The following is a 19,191-nucleotide window of genomic DNA, read 5'->3' as shown; positions in this document are numbered from 1 at the left end:
CTTCCTGTTTCATGGAGGCACCGGAAGAGGGATCCCGGGCTCACCGTGTCCACCTACCGGAGAGAACCCGTCCTCGCGCGGCGGTGGTCCGGCCCCTTCAGCGTCGAGGAGTTCACCGCCCGCCAGACGAACCGCTTCACCGATCTCCTCCAGGAACGGGGGATCGGATACTTCGTCGTCCGGTCCGACAACACGTACCACCACGCGGTCGCCGTGTCCGAGGACGACAGAGCCGACGTCCTCGCGGTCCTCGCCTCCCGTTACAGCCTCCGCGGCTCGTACGTGAAGACCGTCAACGGGTACCGGCCGCTCTCCCCGCTCCGGCTCCGCGGGCTCCGCCGGGCCCCCGTGATCCGGCTCGGAGAGCACGTGGTCGGTGACCGGGGACCCGTGGCCGTCGGCCCCGCCCACGGTCTCACCGTGGAGTTCTGGCAGGAGGGCGAGCGGTTCCTGGAGTCGCCCGACCGCGAGGAGCGGCTCAACCAGCTCAGGGTCGTGGCGCCCGAGCACATCCTGCGGGACTCACTCATCGCGCCCCAACCCAACCCGGTGAGCGAGGTGATCCCCGGAAAGGGCCGGGAGACCGCCGAGGCCAGGGTCGGTGACCGGACCCATCCCACTCTGAGCGCCTTCAACTGGGAACTCGCCACCGACCTCACCTTCCCCGTCGACGCCGTCTACACCTGGGTCGACGGAGCCGACGAGACTTGGCGCGCCAAGCGTGACTCCTACCTCGGCAGCGACGCGCCGTCCAACCCGGAGTCCGTTTCCGACTCCCGCTACGCCAACCGGGACGAGCTCCTCTACTCCCTGCGCTCGCTGGAGATGTTCGCCCCCTTCGTGCGCAACGTCTACATCGTCACCGACGGACAGACGCCGCCGTGGCTGGACACCGGCAACCCCCGGGTCCGCGTGGTGGACCACAAGGAGGTCTTCAGCGACCCGTCGGTCCTGCCGGTGTTCAATTCGCACGCCATCGAGTCGCAGCTGCACCACATCGAGGGCCTGGCCGAGCACTACCTGTACCTCAACGACGACGTGTTCTTCGGCCGCCCCGTGTCCCCCTCCCTCTTCTTCCATCCCAACGGGGTCGCGAAGCTGAACCCCTCGCCCTACCGGTTCGGTCTTGGAGAGGTCAGTGAGGAGGACCAGCCCGTGGACGCCGCGGCGAAGCGCAACAGCGTGCTGTTGGAGAGGCACTTCGGCAAGGTGCCCACGACCAAGTTCAAGCACACGCCGATCCCGCAGCGCCGGTCGGTGCTCCAGGAGCTGGAGAGGGAGTTCCCCGAGGTGTTCGCACGTACCGCGGCGTCGCGGTTCCGGCATCCGGACGACCACTCCGTGCCGTCGTCCCTGCACAACTACTACGCGCTGTTCACCGGCAGAGCCGTGGTCGGGGGCATGCGCTACACCTACCTCAATCTGGCCGACCTCGACGCGGTGCGGTCCCGGACCGAGACACTGATGGGCCACCGGAACTTCGACACCTTCTGCGTGAACGACACCGCCGAGCCGGAGGAGTCGGCCGAGAGCCACGTCAACGAGTTCCTCGGCGACTACTTCCCCTTCAGGAGCAGCTTCGAGAAGTGAGGGGCGGGGCGGGCGGCTCGGGCCGGTCCGGGCCCGGGCCGCCCCCTCCGGTCAGCGCACCAGGACGGTGGTGTGCACGTCGATGCTGCCGCTCGCCCAGAGCCAGTCCATCGCGGCCAGGCTCACCCGGGCACACCCCTTGGAGGCCGGCTCGGACGGAACGCTCGGGTACCCGTGCACCGCGATGCCGCCGTTGAAGTACTTGGGCCTGTACAGCGCCCCGTAGGGGCCGGGGTCCCAGGCGTCGACCCCGCGAAAGACGGTGTAGGTGCCGGTCGGGGTGGTGGCGATCCGCTCGGTGCCGTCCGAGGCCTCGTAGGGCCGGCCGGAGCCGGTGGAGGTGTTGACGACGCGTTCGACCTCGCCTCCGGCGACCACCAGCAGCAGCTGCCTGTCCAGGTCGATCTCCAGCAGGTCGCCGGAGGCGGTCGCGGCCTCCGGGTACGCGCCCTCGCTGAGTGCGGAGCGGGTGTTGGGGCCGACGACACCGTCACGGGTGATCCCGGCGGCCTTCTGCAACGCCACGACGGCCTGCTCGGTGTGGAAACCGAACTGGCCGTCCACGCCGTCGATCCAGTATCCCAGCTCGCTGAGACGCTCCTGGACGGCGGTCACTTCGGGCCCGGTGCTGCCCTGGCGCAGTTCCGGGCCGCTGGTGACCGAGGCCGGCGCGGCGTACGCGGCCGGGGCGGGAGCGGCCGCGGCCAGGGCGCACGCCGCGGCCAGTGCCAGGGCGGCGGTTCGTATCGTGTTCCGTGCGGGGAGTGATCGGGGGGTTGCCATACGTTCCCTTTACCCACCGCGCCCGGAGTTCTCCCGGGTCGCCGGTGGGTGTGTTCATCCACGGCGCGAGTGGGCGCGCAGGGACGAGGCGACGTGGACCAGGGCCCGGCATCGGGCGAACTCCACCGCGGTGAAGGGCACGCCCCGCCTGCGGACCGCCAGAACGCCGCCGTCGGGCGCGGGGAGGGTCATGGTCGTGCCGGCCAGGTCCTCCCGGGCCGTCCCTGCCGGCGGGTCGGCGACGTGCTCCACGCCCTGGGCCGCCGACAGGGAGAGCAGGGAGCCCTCCAGGGTGGCCGCCCCGTTGACCAGGGCGCCGACCAGGGCGAGCGTGCGGCTGGTGGTGTCACTGAGCTCGTGGACGTCGGCGCGGCGAACGACGGCGTCGCGTCCGCCCGCCTCCCGTACCGCGGTGTACAGGGCGTCCTCGCCCAGATGCGCGGGGGCGCTGACGAAGAACTCGTCTATGGCGTCGGTCCCGGCCGGGTGCACCTGCATGAGCCTGATGTCGACCCCGAGGGCGGCGAATCGCGTGGTGAGCGCGGCCAGGCCCCCGGGCACGTCGGAGACCGTGACGCGGACGCTCCACAGCAGGTCGTCGAAGACGTGCGAGACCCCCGCCGCGACCGGCGCGCCGTCCGCGGCGGCAGGCGGTGCGGCCCCGTCGCGTTTCCCGTTCCGGGGAGCGGACACGGACCGGTGGCGGTACCACCGGTGTACCGCGGAAACCGCGAGCAGGAGCAGGCCCACGGCGATCAGGGCGCGGACACCGGTGTCGCTGTGCCCGAGGGAGAGCACCACCAGGTGCGCCGCACCCGCGGCGAGGAGCAGTGTGCCCAGTTCCAGTGCCTCGCGGCTGAAGAAGCCGTGGCGGTGGTCGTTGGTTCCGTAGTCACCTTCGGAAACGTCCATGGGTCCGAAGATGCCAAACCGACGTTGCGTCCGTGCTCCGTTCCGTGACGGCCCGGTAACGACATGGGGTGAAGCCGGTCACGGACCGGAGCCGCCGACCGGCCAACCGACCATGGTGAACAGTTCGCCCCTGGCCCGGTCGGCGTCGAAGTCCTCGTCCCCGGCGAGGAGGAACACCGCGTCCACCAGGTGCTGGACCCGACGGGCCGCGCGCTCGGGAGGGAAGGCGAGGGCGGCGCACCGGTCCGCGAGGTGCGGGATCATCGCTGGCATGGATTCAGGCGTGGTGTTGGGGATCGTGTTCGCGGTGCTCTCGTGTGCGGCCTACACGGTCGCGGCGGTGGCACAGCGCAGACTCGCGGTGCGGGTGGAGGAGCCGCTCAACGAGGGCGGGCAGCTGGTGGCCCTGCTGCGGCACCCGCTGTGGTGGGTGTCCCTCCTGTTCAACGGGGGGCGGGCCGGGTTTCAGGTGGCGGCGGTGAGCAACGCGCCGCTGACCGTGGTGCAGCCGCTCGGCGTGCTGGTCCTGGTGTTCGGCATCCCGTGGTCGGCCCGGCTGGGCGGGCGGCGGGTCACCCGGACGGAGTGGCTCGGTGCGGCGTTCACCTCGGTGGCGCTGGGAGTGCTGCTGGCGGTGACGGTGACCGAGGGCCCGGGCGGCGTGCTCGGCGACGCGGACGCGGCGGTGGTCGGCACCGGCACGGCGGCGCTGCTGCTGGCGACCGCGTGGCTGGCGGGAAGGGTGCGGTCCGCCGCCTGGCGCAGCTACCTGTTGTCGGGGGCGGCGGGTGTGGCCTTCGGGGTCTCCTCGGCCACGGTCAAGACCGCGGTGTCGGTCATCGGTGGGACCGGGGCCGCCGGTCTGCTGCACGCTTCGTCGCTGGCCACCCCGGTGATCGCGGTGCTGGGCCTGTTCCTGGCCCAGGCGGCCTACCAGGGCATGGAGCTGGGCGCCCCGCTGGGGATCACCACCTTCACCAACCCGGTATCCGCCGCCGTGGTGGGTGTGGCGTTCATGGACGAGGCCTATGTCGGCGGGTGGGCCGGCGGCGTGGTCGCCGTGGTGTGCGCCCTGCTTGCGGCGTACGGGATCCGGCTGCTCACCGTCCCCCAGGACGGGGCTGCGGAGCGGGTACCGGGGAAGCCCGCGCCGAAGGGCTCCGAGCCCGCTCCGTGACCGGACGTCGGGGCCGCCCGTTCGTCGGCGGTGTCGCGCCCTTTCGTTGGCGCGGCACCGTTCCCCCCGGAGCCTTTACGTTCCCGCCTCGGTGACGAAACCCCGTCAGACGACGTTCGCGGTTTCGTTGCGTCGTTTCGTCACCCGCAAACGCGTAGGCACCGAAGGGCGAGAGGGAGCCGTGCCGGTTCCCTCGCACCCGGCGGGCGCCGTGGACGGGAGCGCCCCCGAACGCGTCCCGCCCCGCCGAGGGCGCCCGGAGGGGCGTTTTCCGCGCCCGTGTGCGCACGATGCGATGGGAGCGACCCCATAAAGGGGGCGTGGGCACCCTCGCGTAAGTGCGCCACACTGTCCGTCATGGCTGGAACGGTCCCGCTCCGTCTGCCGCGCGCCACGGTGTTCGCCGCTGTGTGCACGGGCGTGTCCTCGGTCGGTCACACCCTGGCCGCCGGACACGCGGTACCGCCGCTGGGCCTCGCGACGGGTTTCGTGCTCGTCCTCGCCGTCGCCCACGGGCTCTTCCGCTCCGAGCAGCGCCTCGGCCTCCTCGTCGGGACGACGCTGTGGGGGCAGGCCGCGCTGCACCTGCTCTTCGCGCTCATGGCACCGGGCGGGTCCGCGTCCCACGCGGCCGGACCCGAGGCACTGTCCGGATCCGGCGCCGGGCCGGGCATGCTCCTCGCCCACGCCGTGGCCGGAGTGGTGTGCGCGTGGTGGCTGCGCCAGGGGGAGCGGGCGGCCTTCGCCCTCGCCGGACTCGTGGGTTCCCTGCTCCACCGCCTGCTGGTCCTCGCGGCGGAGTTCACCGCCCCGCTCCGTCCCGTGAGCGTGCGGGGCCTGGGGTGGACGCCGCCCCGGTTCCCAGCCCCCCTCCTGTTCCTGCGGCACGTACGGGTCCTGCGCGGACCGCCCGCGACCGTCCTGATCTGAAGCCACCCGCCGGCCCTCGCGGCCGGCCCGCACCGACACGCCGGTGTCCCGCATGCCCGAAAACCCTGTGGGCTGCTCCGAAACCAGACCAGGAAGGTCTCCACGATGACGTCCCATGCCCCCGACCTGCCCGGTTCCCCCGAACCGTCTCCCCCGCCGGGCCGGCGGCGCCCCCGCTCCACGTGGACGGCGCTGCGCCAGCTCCTCCTCCGCCTGCACTTCTACGCCGGTCTCCTCGTCGCCCCGTTCGTCGCCGTCGCGGCGCTGACCGGGCTGCTGTACGCCTACGCGCCCCAGATCGAACAGGCCCTCTACGCCGACCAGCTCAGCGTCACCCCCGGCGACAGCGCGCTTCCCCTACGGGAACAGGTGGACACCGCGGTCGCGACCCGTCCCGAGGGGACGCTGAACGCCGTCCGCCCGCCCACGGCACCCGACGAGAGCACCCGTGTCCTGCTGGACGTGGACGGGTTCCCCGAGAGCTACCGGCTCGCCGTCTTCGTCGACCCCTACACCGGTGAGGTCCTCGGCGACATGACCAGCTACGGCAGCAGCGGCGCCCTGCCGGTGCGGTCGTGGCTGTCCGAGCTCCACCGCCACCTGCACCTGGGGGACTTCGGCCGCCTCTACGGCGAACTCGCCGCGAGCTGGCTGTGGGTGGTCGGCCTCGGCGGGGCCGTGCTGTGGATCGGCCGCAGGCGCAGGAACCACCGCCTGCGCCGCACCCTGCTTCCCGAGAAATCCGCGGCCGGCCGGAACCGGACCATGTCCTGGCACGGGTCGGTCGGGCTCTGGGCACTGGTCGGCCTGCTGACGCTGTCCGCCACCGGGCTGACCTGGTCCCAGTTCGCCGGGGCCAACGTCGGCCAGGTGCGGTCGGCCCTCAGTTGGACGACCCCGTCGCTGGAGGCGTCCGCCGCGTCGGGCCATGAGGGCCACGGCGGGGAAGACACGCACGGCGACCACGCTGACCATGGCGCGGCCGGGCAGGGGGCGGACCTGGACCGGGTACTGGAGTCGGTGCGCTCGGCGGGGCTGGACGGCCCGGTGGAGATCTCCGCTCCCGTGGCGGAGGGCGCGCCGTTCACGGTGGAGGGGACCTCGCGGACCTGGCCCGTCAACCAGGACGCGATGGCCGTCGACGCGTCGAGCGGCGAGGTGGTCGAGGAGCTGAGGTTCGCCGACCACCCGTTCATGGCCAAGATGACCGCGTGGGGGATCGCCTTCCACATGGGCCTGCTGTTCGGCCTGCCGAACCAGCTCCTGCTCACGGCGGTCGCCCTGTCCGCGCTCCTCCTCGTGTTCTGGGGCTACCGGATGTGGTGGCTGCGCCGCCCGACGAAGGACACCGCGCTCTCCGTGGGACGGCCGCTCGTGCCGCGCGGCACCTGGCGCGCCCTGCCGTGGTGGTGCCTGGCCGCCCTCGTCGCGGCGGCTGTGGGCGTCGGCCTGTTCCTGCCGGTGTTCGGAGTCTCCCTGCTGGTGTTCCTCCTGGTGGATACCGCCGTGGGCGTCCGGCGCCGGGCCGCGTACGGGCGCGGATGAAGGAATCCTCATTCCCGTTTCATCCCGGCTTCGCCGGGGCCCGGGATGCTCGGCGGGTATGAGATCACCACTGTTGTTACTGGCCGTCGTCGCGGCGGCCGCCCTGGTCGCGGGCGCGGCCCTGGTGTGGGCGGTGTCCGGGCAGGACCCGGGCACCGGCCCCCCGGGCGAGGTGGTGGTCGGGGAGTCCCCCGCCACCGGCTCCGCCGCGCCCTCCGACGGGGACGTCGTCGCCCCTCCGCCTCCGGTGACCGGCGGCGGAGGGGCCCCGGCTGAGGACGTCCCCTCCCCCGCGCCCTCCGGGGCGCCGGATCAGAGCCCCGCCGCCCCCTGCGGCGACGATGACGGCGATGATGATGACGACGACTGCGACGACTGCGACGACTGCGGCGAAGAGGACGACGGGGACGACGATGACGACTGAGGGCCGCTTCGACGGGGACTCTCCGACGGAGGACCTCAGCGGCTCGCCCGGCAGGGGCTCCTGGGGGCGGACCGGGCGCACGTCCCTGTACCCCACGGTGGTTCTGGAGGGGCCCCAACCGGAGGTGCCGCAGCGGCGCCGCGTCCCCGCCCGGCTCCTCATCATGACGTGGGTCGTCCTGCTCATGGCCGCCGTCCTCGTCCTGGTCAACATCGTCACCTGGAGCGCGCTCACCACCAGGAACGACGAGCGCGTCGACCGCGCGCTGTCCCAGGAGATCAGCGAGTTCCAGGAGTTCGCCGCCGTGGGCGTGGACCCCGGCACGGGTGAGCCCTTCACCGACGTCTCCACCCTCGTCCGGGTGCACCTGGAGCGCCAGTACCCCGACCAGGCCGAGATCCTGTTCGGCTGGGTGGAGGGGGCGGCCGTCCCCGGCGGGGGCGCGGGCAGTGCCCCGGGCGCCACGGAGCAGGCAGGACGCATCCGCCAGGGCCAGGATCCGCCCTTCGACGTGTCCGCCGACCCCGGCATGGTCGCGGACGTCCTGGAGTCCCCCGACGCCCGCGGCACCCTGGACACCCCCGCCGGGCCCGTCCGCTGGGAGAAGATCCGCGCACTGCCGCCGGACGGCCAGGAGGGCGCCGCGGGCTGGTTCGTCATCGGCTACTTCACCGAGGCCGACGAGGACACGGTCGTCACGACCGCGCAGACGATCGCGCTGGTCAGCCTGGCCGGGCTGCTCGCCGCGAGCACGGCCGCCTGGTGGGTGGCGGGCCGCATCCTCGCGCCCGTCCGCCTGGTCCGCCAGGCCGCCGCGCACATCACCGAGGAAGACCTCACCCGACGCATCGACGTGTCCGGGCGCGACGACATCGCCGCCCTCGCCGAGCAGTTCAACAGCATGCTGGACCGGCTGGAGGGGGCCTTCACGGCCCAGCGGCGGTTCGTGGACGACGCCGGGCACGAACTGCGCACACCCATCACCATCGTGCGCGGCCATCTGGAGCTGATGGGCGACGACCCGGGGGAACGGCGCGAGGTCGTGCGCCTGGTCACCGACGAACTGGACCGGATGGGCCGGATCGTGGAGGACCTGCTGCTGCTCGCCAAGGCCCAACAACCCGACTTCCTGCGCGAGGAGGAGGTCTCCCTGGCCGAGCTGACCAGCGACGTCGACGCCAAGGTGCGCAAGCTCGGCGACCGCGACTGGCGGTTGGAGTCGGTGGCTGAGGGGTCCGTCCCGCTGGACCCGCAGCGCCTCACCCAGGCCGTCGTGCAGCTGGCCGCGAACGCGGTCCGGCACACCGCGCCGGGCTCCACCCTGCGCCTGGGCTCCGCGCTCGACGGTGACGACGTGCTGTTCTGGGTCGCCGACCAGGGTCCCGGCATCCCTGCCGAGGAGCACGGCCGGATCTTCGAACGCTTCTCCCGGGGCGGAGGCGCGGCCAGGGGCGGCCGGGGCGCCGGTCTGGGGCTGGCCATCGTCCGCGCCATCGCCGAGGCCCACCACGGGCGGGTGGACCTGCGCTCCGCACCGGGCGCCGGGTCCACGTTCACCCTCGTCATCCCCGTTGGAAGGGAGCACGTGTGAGTCGCATCCTCATCGTCGAGGACGAGGAGCGGATCGCCTCGTTCGTCCGCAAGGGCCTGGACGCCAGCGGGTTCACCACCACGGTGGTGGGCACGGGCGCGGAGGCCGTGGACTACGCGGTGACCGGCGGCTTCGACCTGGTGCTGTTGGATCTGGGCCTGCCGGACACCGACGGGTTCGACGTGTTGCGGCGCGTGCGCTCGCTGGGCGTGGACGTCCCCGTGGTCATCCTGACCGCGCGCGACGGCGTGAGGGACACGGTGACCGGGCTGGAGACCGGGGCCGACGACTACGTGACCAAGCCGTTCCGGTTCGAGGAGCTGCTGGCCCGCGTGCGGCTGCGGATGCGCGCGGACCGGCCCGCCGACCTGGCGGTGCTGCACGCCGGCGGCCTCGCCCTGGACCTGCGCACACGGCGGGTGGCGGTGGAGGGGACCTCCGTGGACCTGACCGCGCGCGAGTTCTCCCTGCTGGAACTGCTGATGCGGCACCCCGGCCAGGTGCTCACCCGGCAGCAGATGCTGTCGCACGTGTGGGGGTACGACCACGACCCGGGGTCGAACGTGGTGGACGTGTTCGTGCGTGCGCTGCGCCGCAAGGTGGGCACGGAGCGGATCGTGACCGTGCGGGGGATGGGATACCGGCTGGCCGGGTGACGCCGGGCGCCCGGGTGGTGCGGGCGGCGTCCCGGTGACGGGGCGCGGGCGTGCCGGTGACGCCCGCGCCCCCGCGCGTGGCGGCCCACGACCCCCGATACGAGGATGAGGGTTCCCTCATCCTGTTCTCACGGACCCCTCACCGCCCGTCCAGAGGATGGTCACCATGTTCTGGTTCGCCCTGGCGGTCAACACGACCGCGATCACGGTCCTCTCGTACGTCCTCTACTTCCGCCGCCACGGACGGCGCGACCTGCTGCTGGCCTACGTGGCGCTCAACACGGGCATCTTCGCCGTGGTGTCCATGCTGACCAGCCAGGAGGTCGGGCTGGCGGTCGGGTTCGGGCTCTTCGGCGTGCTGTCGATCCTGCGGCTGCGGTCGGACCTGATCAGCCAGGGCGAGATCGGCTACTACTTCACCGCGATCGCCCTGGGCCTGGTCAACGCGGTGGCCGCGCCGATGCCGTGGGTGCTGCTGGGCCTCAACGCGCTACTGCTCACCGGCCTGTACGCGGCCGACCACCCGCGCCTGCTCGCGCGGCACGAGCGCCGCCTCCTCACCCTGGACGTGGTGCACGAGGACCCCGTGGCGCTGCGCCAGGACCTGGAGGCCCGTCTGCGCGCCCGGGTGAGGAAGGCGGAGGTCACCGAGGTCGACTACGTGCGCGACCTGATGGTGGTGGACGTGCGGTTCCGGGTGCCCCGGGCCGTACCCGGCCCGGCCCCCGTGCGCGGGTACGCGCGGAGGTCCGGTTCCGCCCCGCTGGCGGGCTGGCTGGGCGTGCGATGAACCCCGCACCCGTGGAGAACCCCGTATCCGTGGAAACGCCCGCGTCCGCGGCCACGAACTCCCCCGTGTACGCGAACGCCCTGGCGGCGCTGCGCCCGGTGTCGCTCGACGAGCTCAACGAGCGGGCCGCCCTGGTCACCCGGACCTGCCGCAAGTACCTGGTGCCCGCCGACCTGCTGGAACCCCTGTTCGCGGGCGCCGACAGCCGGTTCGGGGTGCTGACCATCGACGGGCGGCGGGACTTCCGGTACTCGTCCACCTACCTCGACACCCCCGGCCTGCGGACCTTCCACGACCACCGCCAGGGGCGGCGGGTGCGTTTCAAGGCCAGGACGCGCACGTACGTGGACACGGGGACGCGCATGTTCGAGGTCAAGCTCAAGGGTGCGCGCGGGATCACCGACAAGGTGCGGACTGAGCACGCGGGGCCGCCGGACCGCCTGGTCCCCGCCACACGGCGGTTCCTGGACGACACGCTGCTCTCGTACGGCATGGAGCCGCCGGACGTACTGGCGGCCAGCGCGGTGACCGACTACCGGCGCACCACCGTCGTGGCCCTCGGCGGCGAGGAGCGGGTGACGGTGGACACCGGCCTGGTCGGGTACCGGGGCGGCTGGTCGGTGCGGATGCGCCCGGACGCGGTGCTGCTGGAGGTCAAGACCCGCGGCGGGCTCACCGCGACCGAGCGCGTACTGCACGGGCTCGGGTTCCGTGAGGCGCGCTTCAGCAAGTACGGGGCGACGGTGGCCGCGCTGGAGCCCCGGCTGCGGGGCAACCGGTGGCACCGGGCGATGGGAGCGTGTCTGGACCACCCCGTGCCGTGCGGCCCGGAGCACGCACAGGTGGACCGCTGACCGTCGAGGGGAACGGACGGTGAGGGCCTGTGGTGAGGTACCGCGTGCACCCGCCCGGGTTTGCCTGTCCGTCCTGAGGGGATCGGTATCGGAGTCGGCCCCACCGGAAGGCCCCCGTGTCCGGCTCCGCCGCTCCTCCGCACGCGCCCGACGGCTCCCGGAGAGCCGGACCGCCCTCACAGCGTGGAGGCGGCCGCCCCCCCGGCCCTCGGACCCGGTCCCGCCGCCCTCCCGGGCCGGGAGGGTTTCACGTGAAACCCTCCCGGCCCGGGGACCGCTTCCCCAGCCTCCGCCACCGGTCACGTCGGCGGGCACCGTGGTCGCCGAACCTCGCAGCGCCCCTCCCCCTCTCCCTCCCCACCGGCCATGGCGGCCCTCAGGTGCGTGCGCCGATGGTGGCGCGGGGCGGCGCGGGACCCGTACTGCGGTCGAGAACGGCGCGCACGGTCAGGGGTTCTCCGGCCGTACCGGTCCAGTCCCAGTAGGCGCAGAGGGCCTCAAGCAGGCGAAGCCCGTTACCGGTGGGGTCCAGGGGGTCGGTGGCCGCCTCCACCCGGGGGAAGGGGATGGTCGGCCCCGGCCTGGGGCCGTTGTCGGTGACCGAGAGGGTGTAGGTGGCCGGGCGACGGTGGAGCACCACCTGGACGGTGCCGCCGGGGTCTCCGGAACGGGTGTGCTGGAGGGCGTTGGTGGTCAGGACGCTCACGGCCAGGATGAGGTCGTGGGCTTGGCGATGGGTGGCGCGGGCGTTGCGGCGGGCCCAGGCGCGGGCGAGGCGGACGTGGCCCGGATCGGGGCCGAGGACGATGCCGCACCGATCAGGATCGGAGAACCGCAGCCGCCACGGTGGCGCGATGGTGGCGGAGCGGTGGCCGTGCGCGGCGGCCGGTGTGGAGCGGGCCGGAGTAGTCTCGTTCATGTTCGTGCCTGTGTCGTGAGAAAGCGGGCGTGGACCGTGCCCCGGGGCCGTGAGCGCGGCCGCCGGGGCATTGTGCTGCCCAGGCCGGAAGAAGTGGATCGGACTGCCGCAGCGATTTCCTTGTGTGGACCTTCGCACCTGCGGATACGACGGGGAAAGGGGTTGTACGAGATGGCCGCGAACTGGCCGATTCCGTATACGCGCGTATGTATTCAGTGACAAGCTGTACGCATGGACGAGCCCCGGAAACAGGAGTGGATCAAGTTCGGCCTGCACCTGAAGCGATTGCGTACCAGGCAGGGGCTCTCGCTCAACAGGCTCGCGGAGAGAATCGAGTGGTCGGCGACCTATCTGGGGAAACTGGAGAACGCGAAAAGGGCACCGAATGCGGACGTAGTACGGGATCTGGACAGGGAGCTGCGTACGAACGGCGCTCTGCTCCGGGCTTGGAGCGACGTGGTCCGAGCCCAGTCGGCGCTCGACTGGTACGAGCAGTCACGCGGGTACGAGAAGCGGGCACACGAGCTCCGCTTCTTCCATCCGCTTGTGGTTCCGGGATTCTTCCAGACACCCGAGTACGCGCGGGTCATCGTCACACACACCGTGCCCACCGCCTCGGAGAAGCGCGTCCAGAACGTCATCAGGACACGGGAGTCCTGGCGTAAGGACCTGGACACGGACGGGGGTCTCGTACTCAACGTGATCGTGACCGAGCTGGCCCTCACCAGGCCGATCACGTCCGATGTCATGCGGGAGCAGCTGGACCGCCTGATCCAGGAGGCCGAACAGCCCACGATCACCCTCCAGGTACTCCCCTCTGGGATAAGCGACCTGGCCTGGCTCAGCGGCGCGTTCCGGTTGGTATACATCGAGGGTGAGCAACCCCTTCTGTGCGCGGAGCACGCCATTGGGGAGCACCTCACCGACGACGAGCAGGAAACCCGGAAGTTGGAGACTGTGTTCAGCAAGCTCCAGGCATGGGCGCTTTCCCCTGACGTCACGGCGAGGAAGCTGGGAGAGATGAGGCAGGCACTGTGAACGGCTGGCACAAATCGAGTTACAGCTCCACTGGAGAGAGCTGCGTGGAGGTCAACGAGGCCCCTGACGCAGTCCTCATGCGGGACACGCAGAACCGGGAACTGGGACACCTGTCGTTCGCCGCTGACGAGTGGACGGCCCTCCTGCGTTCCACCACGGACCACGGCTGAACCGAAGTTCTGGGGGTGGTGCTTCCCCGGGAAGCGCTGCCTCCTGACGCTGCTCAGGCCACGTCGATGAGCACGGCCAGGGCGGCTCTCAGACCGCCCACGGCCTTCCGCCCCGGCCCCTCCCCCACCGGCGGCGGTGAGGCCCTGGCCCAGGACGGCCGAGGCTGGGAAGAAGCCCGGACCACCCCACGAATAAATGCCACCAATTCCGACATGAGGGATTGTTTGGGCAGGGCCAGCGAATACAGCTGTCCCTTTTTTTATGCGCTCTGAGCTGGCATGATGCTCCGACGAGCCAAATTTTTCCAGCCGCTTCCCAGAAAACGACACCGCCCGAACATCCGTGCTCTAATCTGGCACCGTCCACACAACTCAATACACACGATGACCCCGCGACGGTTGATATCCGCCCGGGGCCGTGGCCAGCAACTTCGTACCTTTAGAGAACAGGACTTGCCAGCGTGCTCCAGTTTAGCGCTGCGCTTCTCAGCCGTGCCCTCGGCCCGCTGATCGCGCTCTTCTCCTCCCCCTGCGGACGCCACTCGAACGTGGCCGGTCGCCGCCGCCGCTCCACCCGCGTGCGCCGCTACGCACCCGCACCCCCTCCCGCGTCCTCGCAGGCCAGCGGGACCGACGTACCACCGGTACCCGCCTCTCCCGCTCCGCGCCTGGCGCCACCGAGCCAGACCAGCCGGGCCGGGGGCATCGCCCCGGTCCGCCCCTACCTCGCCGCGCACGAGCGCCTCCGCACGGCCGAAGCCCGAGTCCCCGCGCCCCGCAGGCCCGGACCCGCCCCGGCATCCGACGATGTACGGCGCGAGTTCGCCCGTGTCCAGGAACGCGCCGCCGCCCTCCTGCGAGAGTGGTCGGCCGCCCAGGAGGGCGACCTGCTCGCCGGTCCCGCGCCCCGGTTCGGGGTCGTCCGCGCCAGGCCCGCCGAGCCCTCCGAGTGGGACGAACTCGCCTCCCTCACACGCACCTGGCTCGGCCAGCGGCGACAGGGGGTCCCGGCATGAACCCGACGAACGGACGCCCCACACGAGAGCCCAAGCCGGTCGTGTCCTGGGAACACCGCCTCTATCCGGGCGACCTGGCACGCCTGCGGCGGGTCCGCGAGGACCTCGCCCGCGATCTGGCCGGGTTCGACGACGACCTGGTGGAGACCGTGCGGCTGTGCGCGAGCGAGCTGTTCGCCAACTGCGCCAGGTACACCGACTCCGGCCGCGAGGGCGGCGAGGTCCTGCGCGCGCTGTCGATGCCGGACCGGCGCACCCTGCGCTTCTCGGTGAGCGACTGCGGGGGCGGCGGGGGCGTTCCCCGCGTTCCGGCCGAGCGCGGTGAGGACGAGTGGGACTGGGCCGAGGGCCAGCGCGGCCTGCTGCTCGTGGAGAACCTGTCCCGCGCGTGGGGGCACTTCCGCCTGGCCCCCTGGGCGGACCTGGGCACCCACGTGTGGGCGGTCTTCGACGTGGCCCCCGGGCAGGCCCCGCACCGCCTGCGCCCGTACGTCTTCACCTCGTGACCCCGAGACCTCCGGGCCGTGGGACCGGTTCCCACGGCCCATCCCCTCCCGACCACGGTCAAGGAGCCGTATGCCCAGCCGAGAACACGAGATCCCGCTGCGGATCGTCCAGAACCAACCCGCACTCGCGGCGGTACTGCTCGATGAGTCCCTGGGGTTCGACGTGCCCCACCACACCGAGGCCCTGCCCACCACCTCGGTTCTGACCAACTGTGACCCGAAGGAACTCAACGGCGACGGCGCCACCCTGCTCCGGGACGGCGACCGCAACGTCCTGGCCATCGTCGTGGAGCGCCAGAACAGCCCCGACAGCGGCAAACGGGCGAGCTGGCCCGCATACCTGGTCAATCTGCACGTGCGCCTGGAATGCCCGGCGGTGCTCGTCGTCCTGTGCCCCGACGAGGCGATGGTGCGCTGGTGCGCCAAACCCATCGGTGTCGGCCATCCCGGCTTCGTCCTGACCCCGCTGGTGGTCGGCCCGGGCAACACACCGGTCATCACCGACGCGCACCGGGCGCGGACGATGCCCGAGTTGGCGGTGCTGTCGGCCTACGCGCACGGCGACACCGAACCGAACACCCTGAAAGCCGTGGTGGAGGCGCTCGACGCCACCGCTCCGAGGAACCGTCCGTTCTACTATGACTACGTACTGGCCGGTCTTAACGAGACCGCCCGGAAGGAGCTGGAGGGCTTGATGTCCGTGGACACCTACGAATGGCAGAGCGACTTCGCCCGCGAATACGTCGGCATGGGCCGTGAGGAAGGCCGTGAGGAGGGCCGGACGGCGGAGGCCGCGAACAACGTCCTACTCTTCCTCGACGCACGCGGACTGGCCGTGCCCGAGGAGATCCGCCGGCGCGTCGAGACCTGCACCGACCTGGAGACCCTGCGGACGTGGGTCCGCCGCGCCTCCACGGTCGAGCGCGCCGAGGACCTCTTCGACTGACCCGCGCCGGGCCCCGGACGGGGGTCGCCCGTGGTACCCCCGCCTGGTCAGCGGGAACGGGGCGGCCACCGCCGCCGTATCCGATCGGGGCGGTGGCCTGTCGTGGTGCCCCTCCCGCTACCAGAGGGGTTTCACGATCTTCTAGGCGTTCCCGGGACCGGCGCGGCCACTCACGATCGAGGGGACGTCCTCGGCCGGGTCCGGGGACAACAGTGGAAGGGCGCCCTCCTGGAGTTGGAGGACGCCCTCGCGCGGCCGGGAGGGGCTCTCGGCGACAGCACCGCGCGCACGGGCCGCTCAGTCGGCGGGGCGCAGGTCCACCCGACGCAGGAGCTGGGCGTTGAGCGCCACGATGATCGTGGACAGGCTCATCAGCACCGCACCCACCGCGGGAGCGAGCACGAACCCGACCGGCGCCAGCACACCGGCGGCCAGCGGAACGGAGACGACGTTGTACCCGGCGGCCCACACGAGGTTCTGCACCATCTTGCGGTAGCCGGCCAACGACAGCTCCCGGACCGCCACCACGCCGCGAGGGTCGTCCGAGGCGAGCACGACTCCGGCCGACTCGACCGCCACGTCGGTGCCCGCGCCGATCGCGATGCCGACATCGGCCCTGGCCAGGGCCGGCGCGTCGTTGACACCGTCGCCGACCATCGCCACCCGGGCGCCCCGGGACTGGAGGAGGCGCACCACTTCGTCCTTCTGGTCGGGCAGAACCCGGGCGAACACCTCGTCCAGGCCGAGTTCCCCGGCCACGGCGTCGGCGACGCTACGGGCGTCACCGGTCACCATCGCCACGCGGATCCCCCGCCCCCGGAGCCGACGGACGGCCTCGGCCGACTCCGGACGGACCTCGTCAGCCAGGGCCAGGGCGCCGGCCACCTCGCCGTCCACGACCACGTGCAGCACTGTCGCGCCGCGCTCGCGCCAGGGCCGGGTGCGCCCGGCCAACTCGTCCGGCTCGGTGAGTTCCAGTGACTCCAGCAGGGCCGGACCGCCCACGTGCACGGTGGCGCCCCCGACCCCGGCCCGGACCCCGTGTCCGGTCAGGGAGCGGAAGCCGGTGGCGACGGGCACCGCACCGGCCTCGTCGGCGGCGCGGACGATCGCCCTGGCCAGCGGATGCTCGGAGTCGGCCTCGGCCGCGCCGGCCAGGGCCAGCACCCTCCCGGAGGTGTGTCCCGGGGCGGCGGCGGTGTCGGTGACGGCGGGGACGCCCCGGGTCAGCGTGCCGGTCTTGTCGAAGAGCACGGTGTCCACGAGGCGGGTGCGCTCCAGGGCCAGGCGGTCCTTGACCAGGATGCCGTCGCGGGCCGACATGGCCGTGGAGATCGCGATGACCAGCGGGATCGCCAGGCCCAGTGCGTGCGGGCAGGCGATGACCAGGACGGTGACGGTGCGTTCGACGGCCTCGGTGGCCTCGCCGAGCAGGGACCACACGGCCGCGGTCATCACGGCGGCGGTCAGCGCGAACCAGAACAGCAGGGCGGCGGCCCGGTCGGCGAGCGCCTGAGAGCGCGAACGGGACTCCTGCGCCTCACCCACCAGCCGCTGGATACCGGCCAGGGCGGTGTCCTCGCCGACCGCGTCGATCCGCACGCGTACGGCGGAGTCGGTGGCCACGGTCCCGGCGACGACCCGGTCACCGTCGGAGCGGGTGACCGTGCTGGACTCACCGGTGATCATCGACTCGTCCATGGCCGCGCCGCCCTGGACGACGGTGCCGTCAGCGGGAACGCGTCCGCCGGAACGGACCAGGACGGTGTCACCGTTGCGCAGGTCGGATACGGCGACCTCCTCCGTCCCGCCGTCGCCGCCGACCCTCTCGGCGCGGTCGGGTAGGAGGGCGGCCAAGGCCTCCAGCGCCCCGGACGCCTGGCCCAGGGCACGCATCTCCAGCCAGTGGCCGAGGAGCATGACCACGACCAGCAGGACCAGCTCCCACCAGAAGTCGAGTTCCGCGCCGACCGCGCCGAGCGTGGCGAGCATGCTGGACCCGAAGGCCACGGTGATGGCCATGGCGACCAGGGTCATCATGCCGGGTCTGCGGTCCCGGAGCTCACCGGCGACGCCGGAGAGGAACGGCCAGCCACCGTAGAGGAAGACGACGGTGCCCAGGGTCGGCGGCACCCAGGTCAGGGCGGAGGGGACGTGGTAGCCGAACCACCCGGAGACCATATGGCTGGTGAGGACCACGGGGACGCTGAGCAGCAGGCTCCACCAGAAGCGGGTCCGAAACACCGCGGCGTGGTCGCCGTGCCCCCCGTGGCCCCCGTGGCCCGCGTGTCCTCCGTGGCCGGAGCGGCCGGAGTGCTCACCATGGCCGACGTGCTCGCCATGGCCGGGGCCGTCCCGGTGGTCCATGTGGTCGCCGTGGTCGGGACGGCCGTCGTGGAGTTCCGTGCGTCCGTGCGGACCGTGTCCACCCGTGGTCATGCCAGCCTCCCTTTCATATACCGCTAGGGGGTATATGACGGACGGATGTCCGCCTTCTGCCCCCTCTCTGCAAGTGGTATACCCCTTAGGGGTATTAATGCAAGAGTTCGGGGCTGAATACCTCGGTCACGCGTCCCGGGAGGGGACCGGCGAGGCCTCTGGTCACGGAGGCGGGGTCGCCCGCCGGGCCCCTCGGGGCGGCCGTACCGGGCCACGGAGGCGGACGCGCGGTCGCCGGTGGCGGAGGAGCGCGACGGCGTCCCGGCGGCCGGGGCGGGGATTCCCCCCGGGGATGCCGGGTAGGCCGTCCCGGGAAACGACGCGGAGGGGCCATGGCCGGACGAGGGACCGACGAACGCGGGCCGCTGAGCGGACCGCACACCACCGAACGCCCCCGGACCACGAGCACGGCGGTCTACACGGCGCACTTCGCAGCGCCGCCCGGGCGGGTGTTCTCCTTCTGCACGAGCAGGTCGGGCCTGGAGGGCTCCATGCCCGGCGGGGTGCGGGTCCTGGACTGGCCGGAACGGGGGTTCGCCGAAGGCGAGACGATGGTGATGCGCTGGCTCCTGGCCGGTGTGCTCCCCGTGCGCTGGGTCGGCGTCATCGACTCCTTCGAAGACGGCGAGCACTTCACCGACCTACAGCTCCGCGGCATGTTCCGGTACTTCCGGCACACCCATTCGGTGGCGCCGGAGGGGGCCGGAACCGCCTACACCGACCGGGTGGAGTTCGCCAGCCGCTTCGGTCCCGTCGTGGACAGGACCGTTCTGCGGTTCGTGATGACCCGGATGTTCCTCAAGCGCCTGGCACGGATGCGGGACCTGCTGGAGGAGGACGGCTGACGTCCGCCGTCCGAGACAGGCGGCCGCGGGAAACGACGGCGCCCGCCGGACGGGTCCGGC

The 19,191-nt window shown here is 72.2% G+C and carries 20 protein-coding genes; 15 read left to right on the top strand and 5 right to left on the bottom strand.

Annotated elements, in window-relative coordinates; genetic code table 11:
• Positions 1-45: 45 nt before the first annotated feature.
• Entirely contained in the window at positions 46-1,590 is a 1,545-nt protein-coding gene (locus AC0T5L_RS10875; RefSeq protein WP_476165293.1) for a stealth family protein, read from the top strand.
• A 51-nt stretch (positions 1,591-1,641) separates the two neighbouring features.
• On the opposite strand, the gene AC0T5L_RS10870 is transcribed toward AC0T5L_RS10875, so the two are convergent.
• The 3 genes from AC0T5L_RS10870 to AC0T5L_RS10860 form a co-directional block, all read right to left on the bottom strand.
• On the bottom strand, positions 1,642-2,373 hold the full coding sequence (locus tag AC0T5L_RS10870; protein WP_476165292.1) for a L,D-transpeptidase family protein: 732 nt from the start codon (positions 2,371-2,373) through the stop codon (positions 1,642-1,644).
• 54 nt (positions 2,374-2,427) lie between these two features.
• Entirely contained in the window at positions 2,428-3,285 is an 858-nt protein-coding gene (locus AC0T5L_RS10865; protein WP_476165291.1) for an ACT domain-containing protein, read from the bottom strand.
• Between the two features lie 78 nt (positions 3,286-3,363).
• The gene (locus AC0T5L_RS10860; RefSeq protein ID WP_476165290.1) at positions 3,364-3,558 is read right to left on the bottom strand and encodes a hypothetical protein; all 195 of its coding nucleotides are present in this window, start codon (positions 3,556-3,558) and stop codon (positions 3,364-3,366) included.
• Between AC0T5L_RS10860 and AC0T5L_RS10855 the strand changes: the two genes are divergently transcribed.
• The 8 genes from AC0T5L_RS10855 (at position 3,557) to AC0T5L_RS10820 (ending at position 11,252) form a co-directional block, all read left to right on the top strand.
• Positions 3,557-4,462, top strand: a complete 906-nt coding sequence (locus AC0T5L_RS10855) for a DMT family transporter (RefSeq protein WP_476165289.1) — start codon at positions 3,557-3,559, stop codon at positions 4,460-4,462. The genes AC0T5L_RS10860 and AC0T5L_RS10855 overlap by 2 nt on opposite strands.
• 357 nt (positions 4,463-4,819) lie before the next feature.
• Complete coding sequence (locus tag AC0T5L_RS10850) at positions 4,820-5,392, top strand: hypothetical protein (protein ID WP_476165288.1); 573 nt, start codon at positions 4,820-4,822, stop codon at positions 5,390-5,392.
• 105 nt (positions 5,393-5,497) lie between these two features.
• Positions 5,498-6,937 (top strand): PepSY-associated TM helix domain-containing protein, encoded by a 1,440-nt coding sequence (locus AC0T5L_RS10845; RefSeq protein WP_476165287.1) that lies wholly within the window; start codon positions 5,498-5,500, stop codon positions 6,935-6,937.
• 58 nt (positions 6,938-6,995) lie between these two features.
• Positions 6,996-7,361 (top strand): hypothetical protein, encoded by a 366-nt coding sequence (locus tag AC0T5L_RS10840; protein ID WP_476165286.1) that lies wholly within the window; start codon positions 6,996-6,998, stop codon positions 7,359-7,361.
• Complete coding sequence (locus AC0T5L_RS10835; protein ID WP_476165285.1) at positions 7,351-8,952, top strand: sensor histidine kinase; 1,602 nt, start codon at positions 7,351-7,353, stop codon at positions 8,950-8,952. The genes AC0T5L_RS10840 and AC0T5L_RS10835 overlap by 11 nt, the downstream gene beginning before the upstream one ends.
• The gene (locus tag AC0T5L_RS10830; protein ID WP_476165284.1) at positions 8,949-9,608 is read left to right on the top strand and encodes a response regulator transcription factor; all 660 of its coding nucleotides are present in this window, start codon (positions 8,949-8,951) and stop codon (positions 9,606-9,608) included. Before AC0T5L_RS10835 ends, AC0T5L_RS10830 begins: the two co-directional genes overlap by 4 nt.
• A 166-nt stretch (positions 9,609-9,774) precedes the next feature.
• Positions 9,775-10,398 carry a DUF4956 domain-containing protein gene (locus AC0T5L_RS10825; protein WP_476165283.1) on the top strand — a complete coding sequence of 208 codons (624 nt, stop codon included), beginning with the start codon at positions 9,775-9,777 and terminating at the stop codon, positions 10,396-10,398.
• The gene (locus AC0T5L_RS10820) at positions 10,395-11,252 is read left to right on the top strand and encodes a polyphosphate polymerase domain-containing protein (RefSeq protein ID WP_476165282.1); all 858 of its coding nucleotides are present in this window, start codon (positions 10,395-10,397) and stop codon (positions 11,250-11,252) included. The genes AC0T5L_RS10825 and AC0T5L_RS10820 overlap by 4 nt, the downstream gene beginning before the upstream one ends.
• A 376-nt stretch (positions 11,253-11,628) precedes the next feature.
• On the opposite strand, the gene AC0T5L_RS10815 is transcribed toward AC0T5L_RS10820, so the two are convergent.
• Positions 11,629-12,171 carry an ATP-binding protein gene (locus tag AC0T5L_RS10815; RefSeq protein WP_476165281.1) on the bottom strand — a complete coding sequence of 181 codons (543 nt, stop codon included), beginning with the start codon at positions 12,169-12,171 and terminating at the stop codon, positions 11,629-11,631.
• Positions 12,172-12,402: 231 nt separating this feature from the next.
• Between AC0T5L_RS10815 and AC0T5L_RS10810 the strand changes: the two genes are divergently transcribed.
• The 5 genes from AC0T5L_RS10810 (at position 12,403) to AC0T5L_RS10790 (ending at position 15,847) form a co-directional block, all read left to right on the top strand.
• On the top strand, positions 12,403-13,209 hold the full coding sequence (locus AC0T5L_RS10810) for a helix-turn-helix domain-containing protein (RefSeq protein WP_476165280.1): 807 nt from the start codon (positions 12,403-12,405) through the stop codon (positions 13,207-13,209).
• Positions 13,206-13,379, top strand: coding sequence for a DUF397 domain-containing protein (locus AC0T5L_RS10805; RefSeq protein ID WP_476165279.1), 174 nt, complete (start codon positions 13,206-13,208; stop codon positions 13,377-13,379). The genes AC0T5L_RS10810 and AC0T5L_RS10805 overlap by 4 nt, the downstream gene beginning before the upstream one ends.
• A 461-nt stretch (positions 13,380-13,840) precedes the next feature.
• Positions 13,841-14,395: a hypothetical protein gene (locus tag AC0T5L_RS10800; protein WP_476165278.1), complete on the top strand. Its 555-nt coding sequence runs from the start codon at positions 13,841-13,843 to the stop codon at positions 14,393-14,395.
• Complete coding sequence (locus tag AC0T5L_RS10795) at positions 14,392-14,901, top strand: ATP-binding protein (RefSeq protein ID WP_476165277.1); 510 nt, start codon at positions 14,392-14,394, stop codon at positions 14,899-14,901. The genes AC0T5L_RS10800 and AC0T5L_RS10795 overlap by 4 nt, the downstream gene beginning before the upstream one ends.
• A gap of 70 nt (positions 14,902-14,971) precedes the next feature.
• The gene (locus tag AC0T5L_RS10790) at positions 14,972-15,847 is read left to right on the top strand and encodes a hypothetical protein (protein WP_476165276.1); all 876 of its coding nucleotides are present in this window, start codon (positions 14,972-14,974) and stop codon (positions 15,845-15,847) included.
• Positions 15,848-16,144: 297 nt separating this feature from the next.
• Here AC0T5L_RS10790 and AC0T5L_RS10785 read toward each other — a convergent pair whose 3' ends face one another.
• Entirely contained in the window at positions 16,145-18,286 is a 2,142-nt protein-coding gene (locus AC0T5L_RS10785; RefSeq protein WP_476165275.1) for a heavy metal translocating P-type ATPase, read from the bottom strand.
• Positions 18,287-18,618: 332 nt separating this feature from the next.
• Here AC0T5L_RS10785 and AC0T5L_RS10780 point away from each other — a divergent pair, with 332 nt between their 5' ends.
• A complete protein-coding gene (locus tag AC0T5L_RS10780; RefSeq protein WP_476165274.1) occupies positions 18,619-19,131 on the top strand; it encodes an SRPBCC family protein in 513 nt (170 codons plus the stop codon).
• The last annotated feature ends 60 nt before the right edge of the window (positions 19,132-19,191 follow it).

The sequence above is a fragment of the Nocardiopsis sp. TRM 82005 genome (assembly GCF_056312425.1).
Note: the sequence above shows the minus strand (reverse complement) of the source record. Positions and strands in the feature narration are given on the sequence as shown.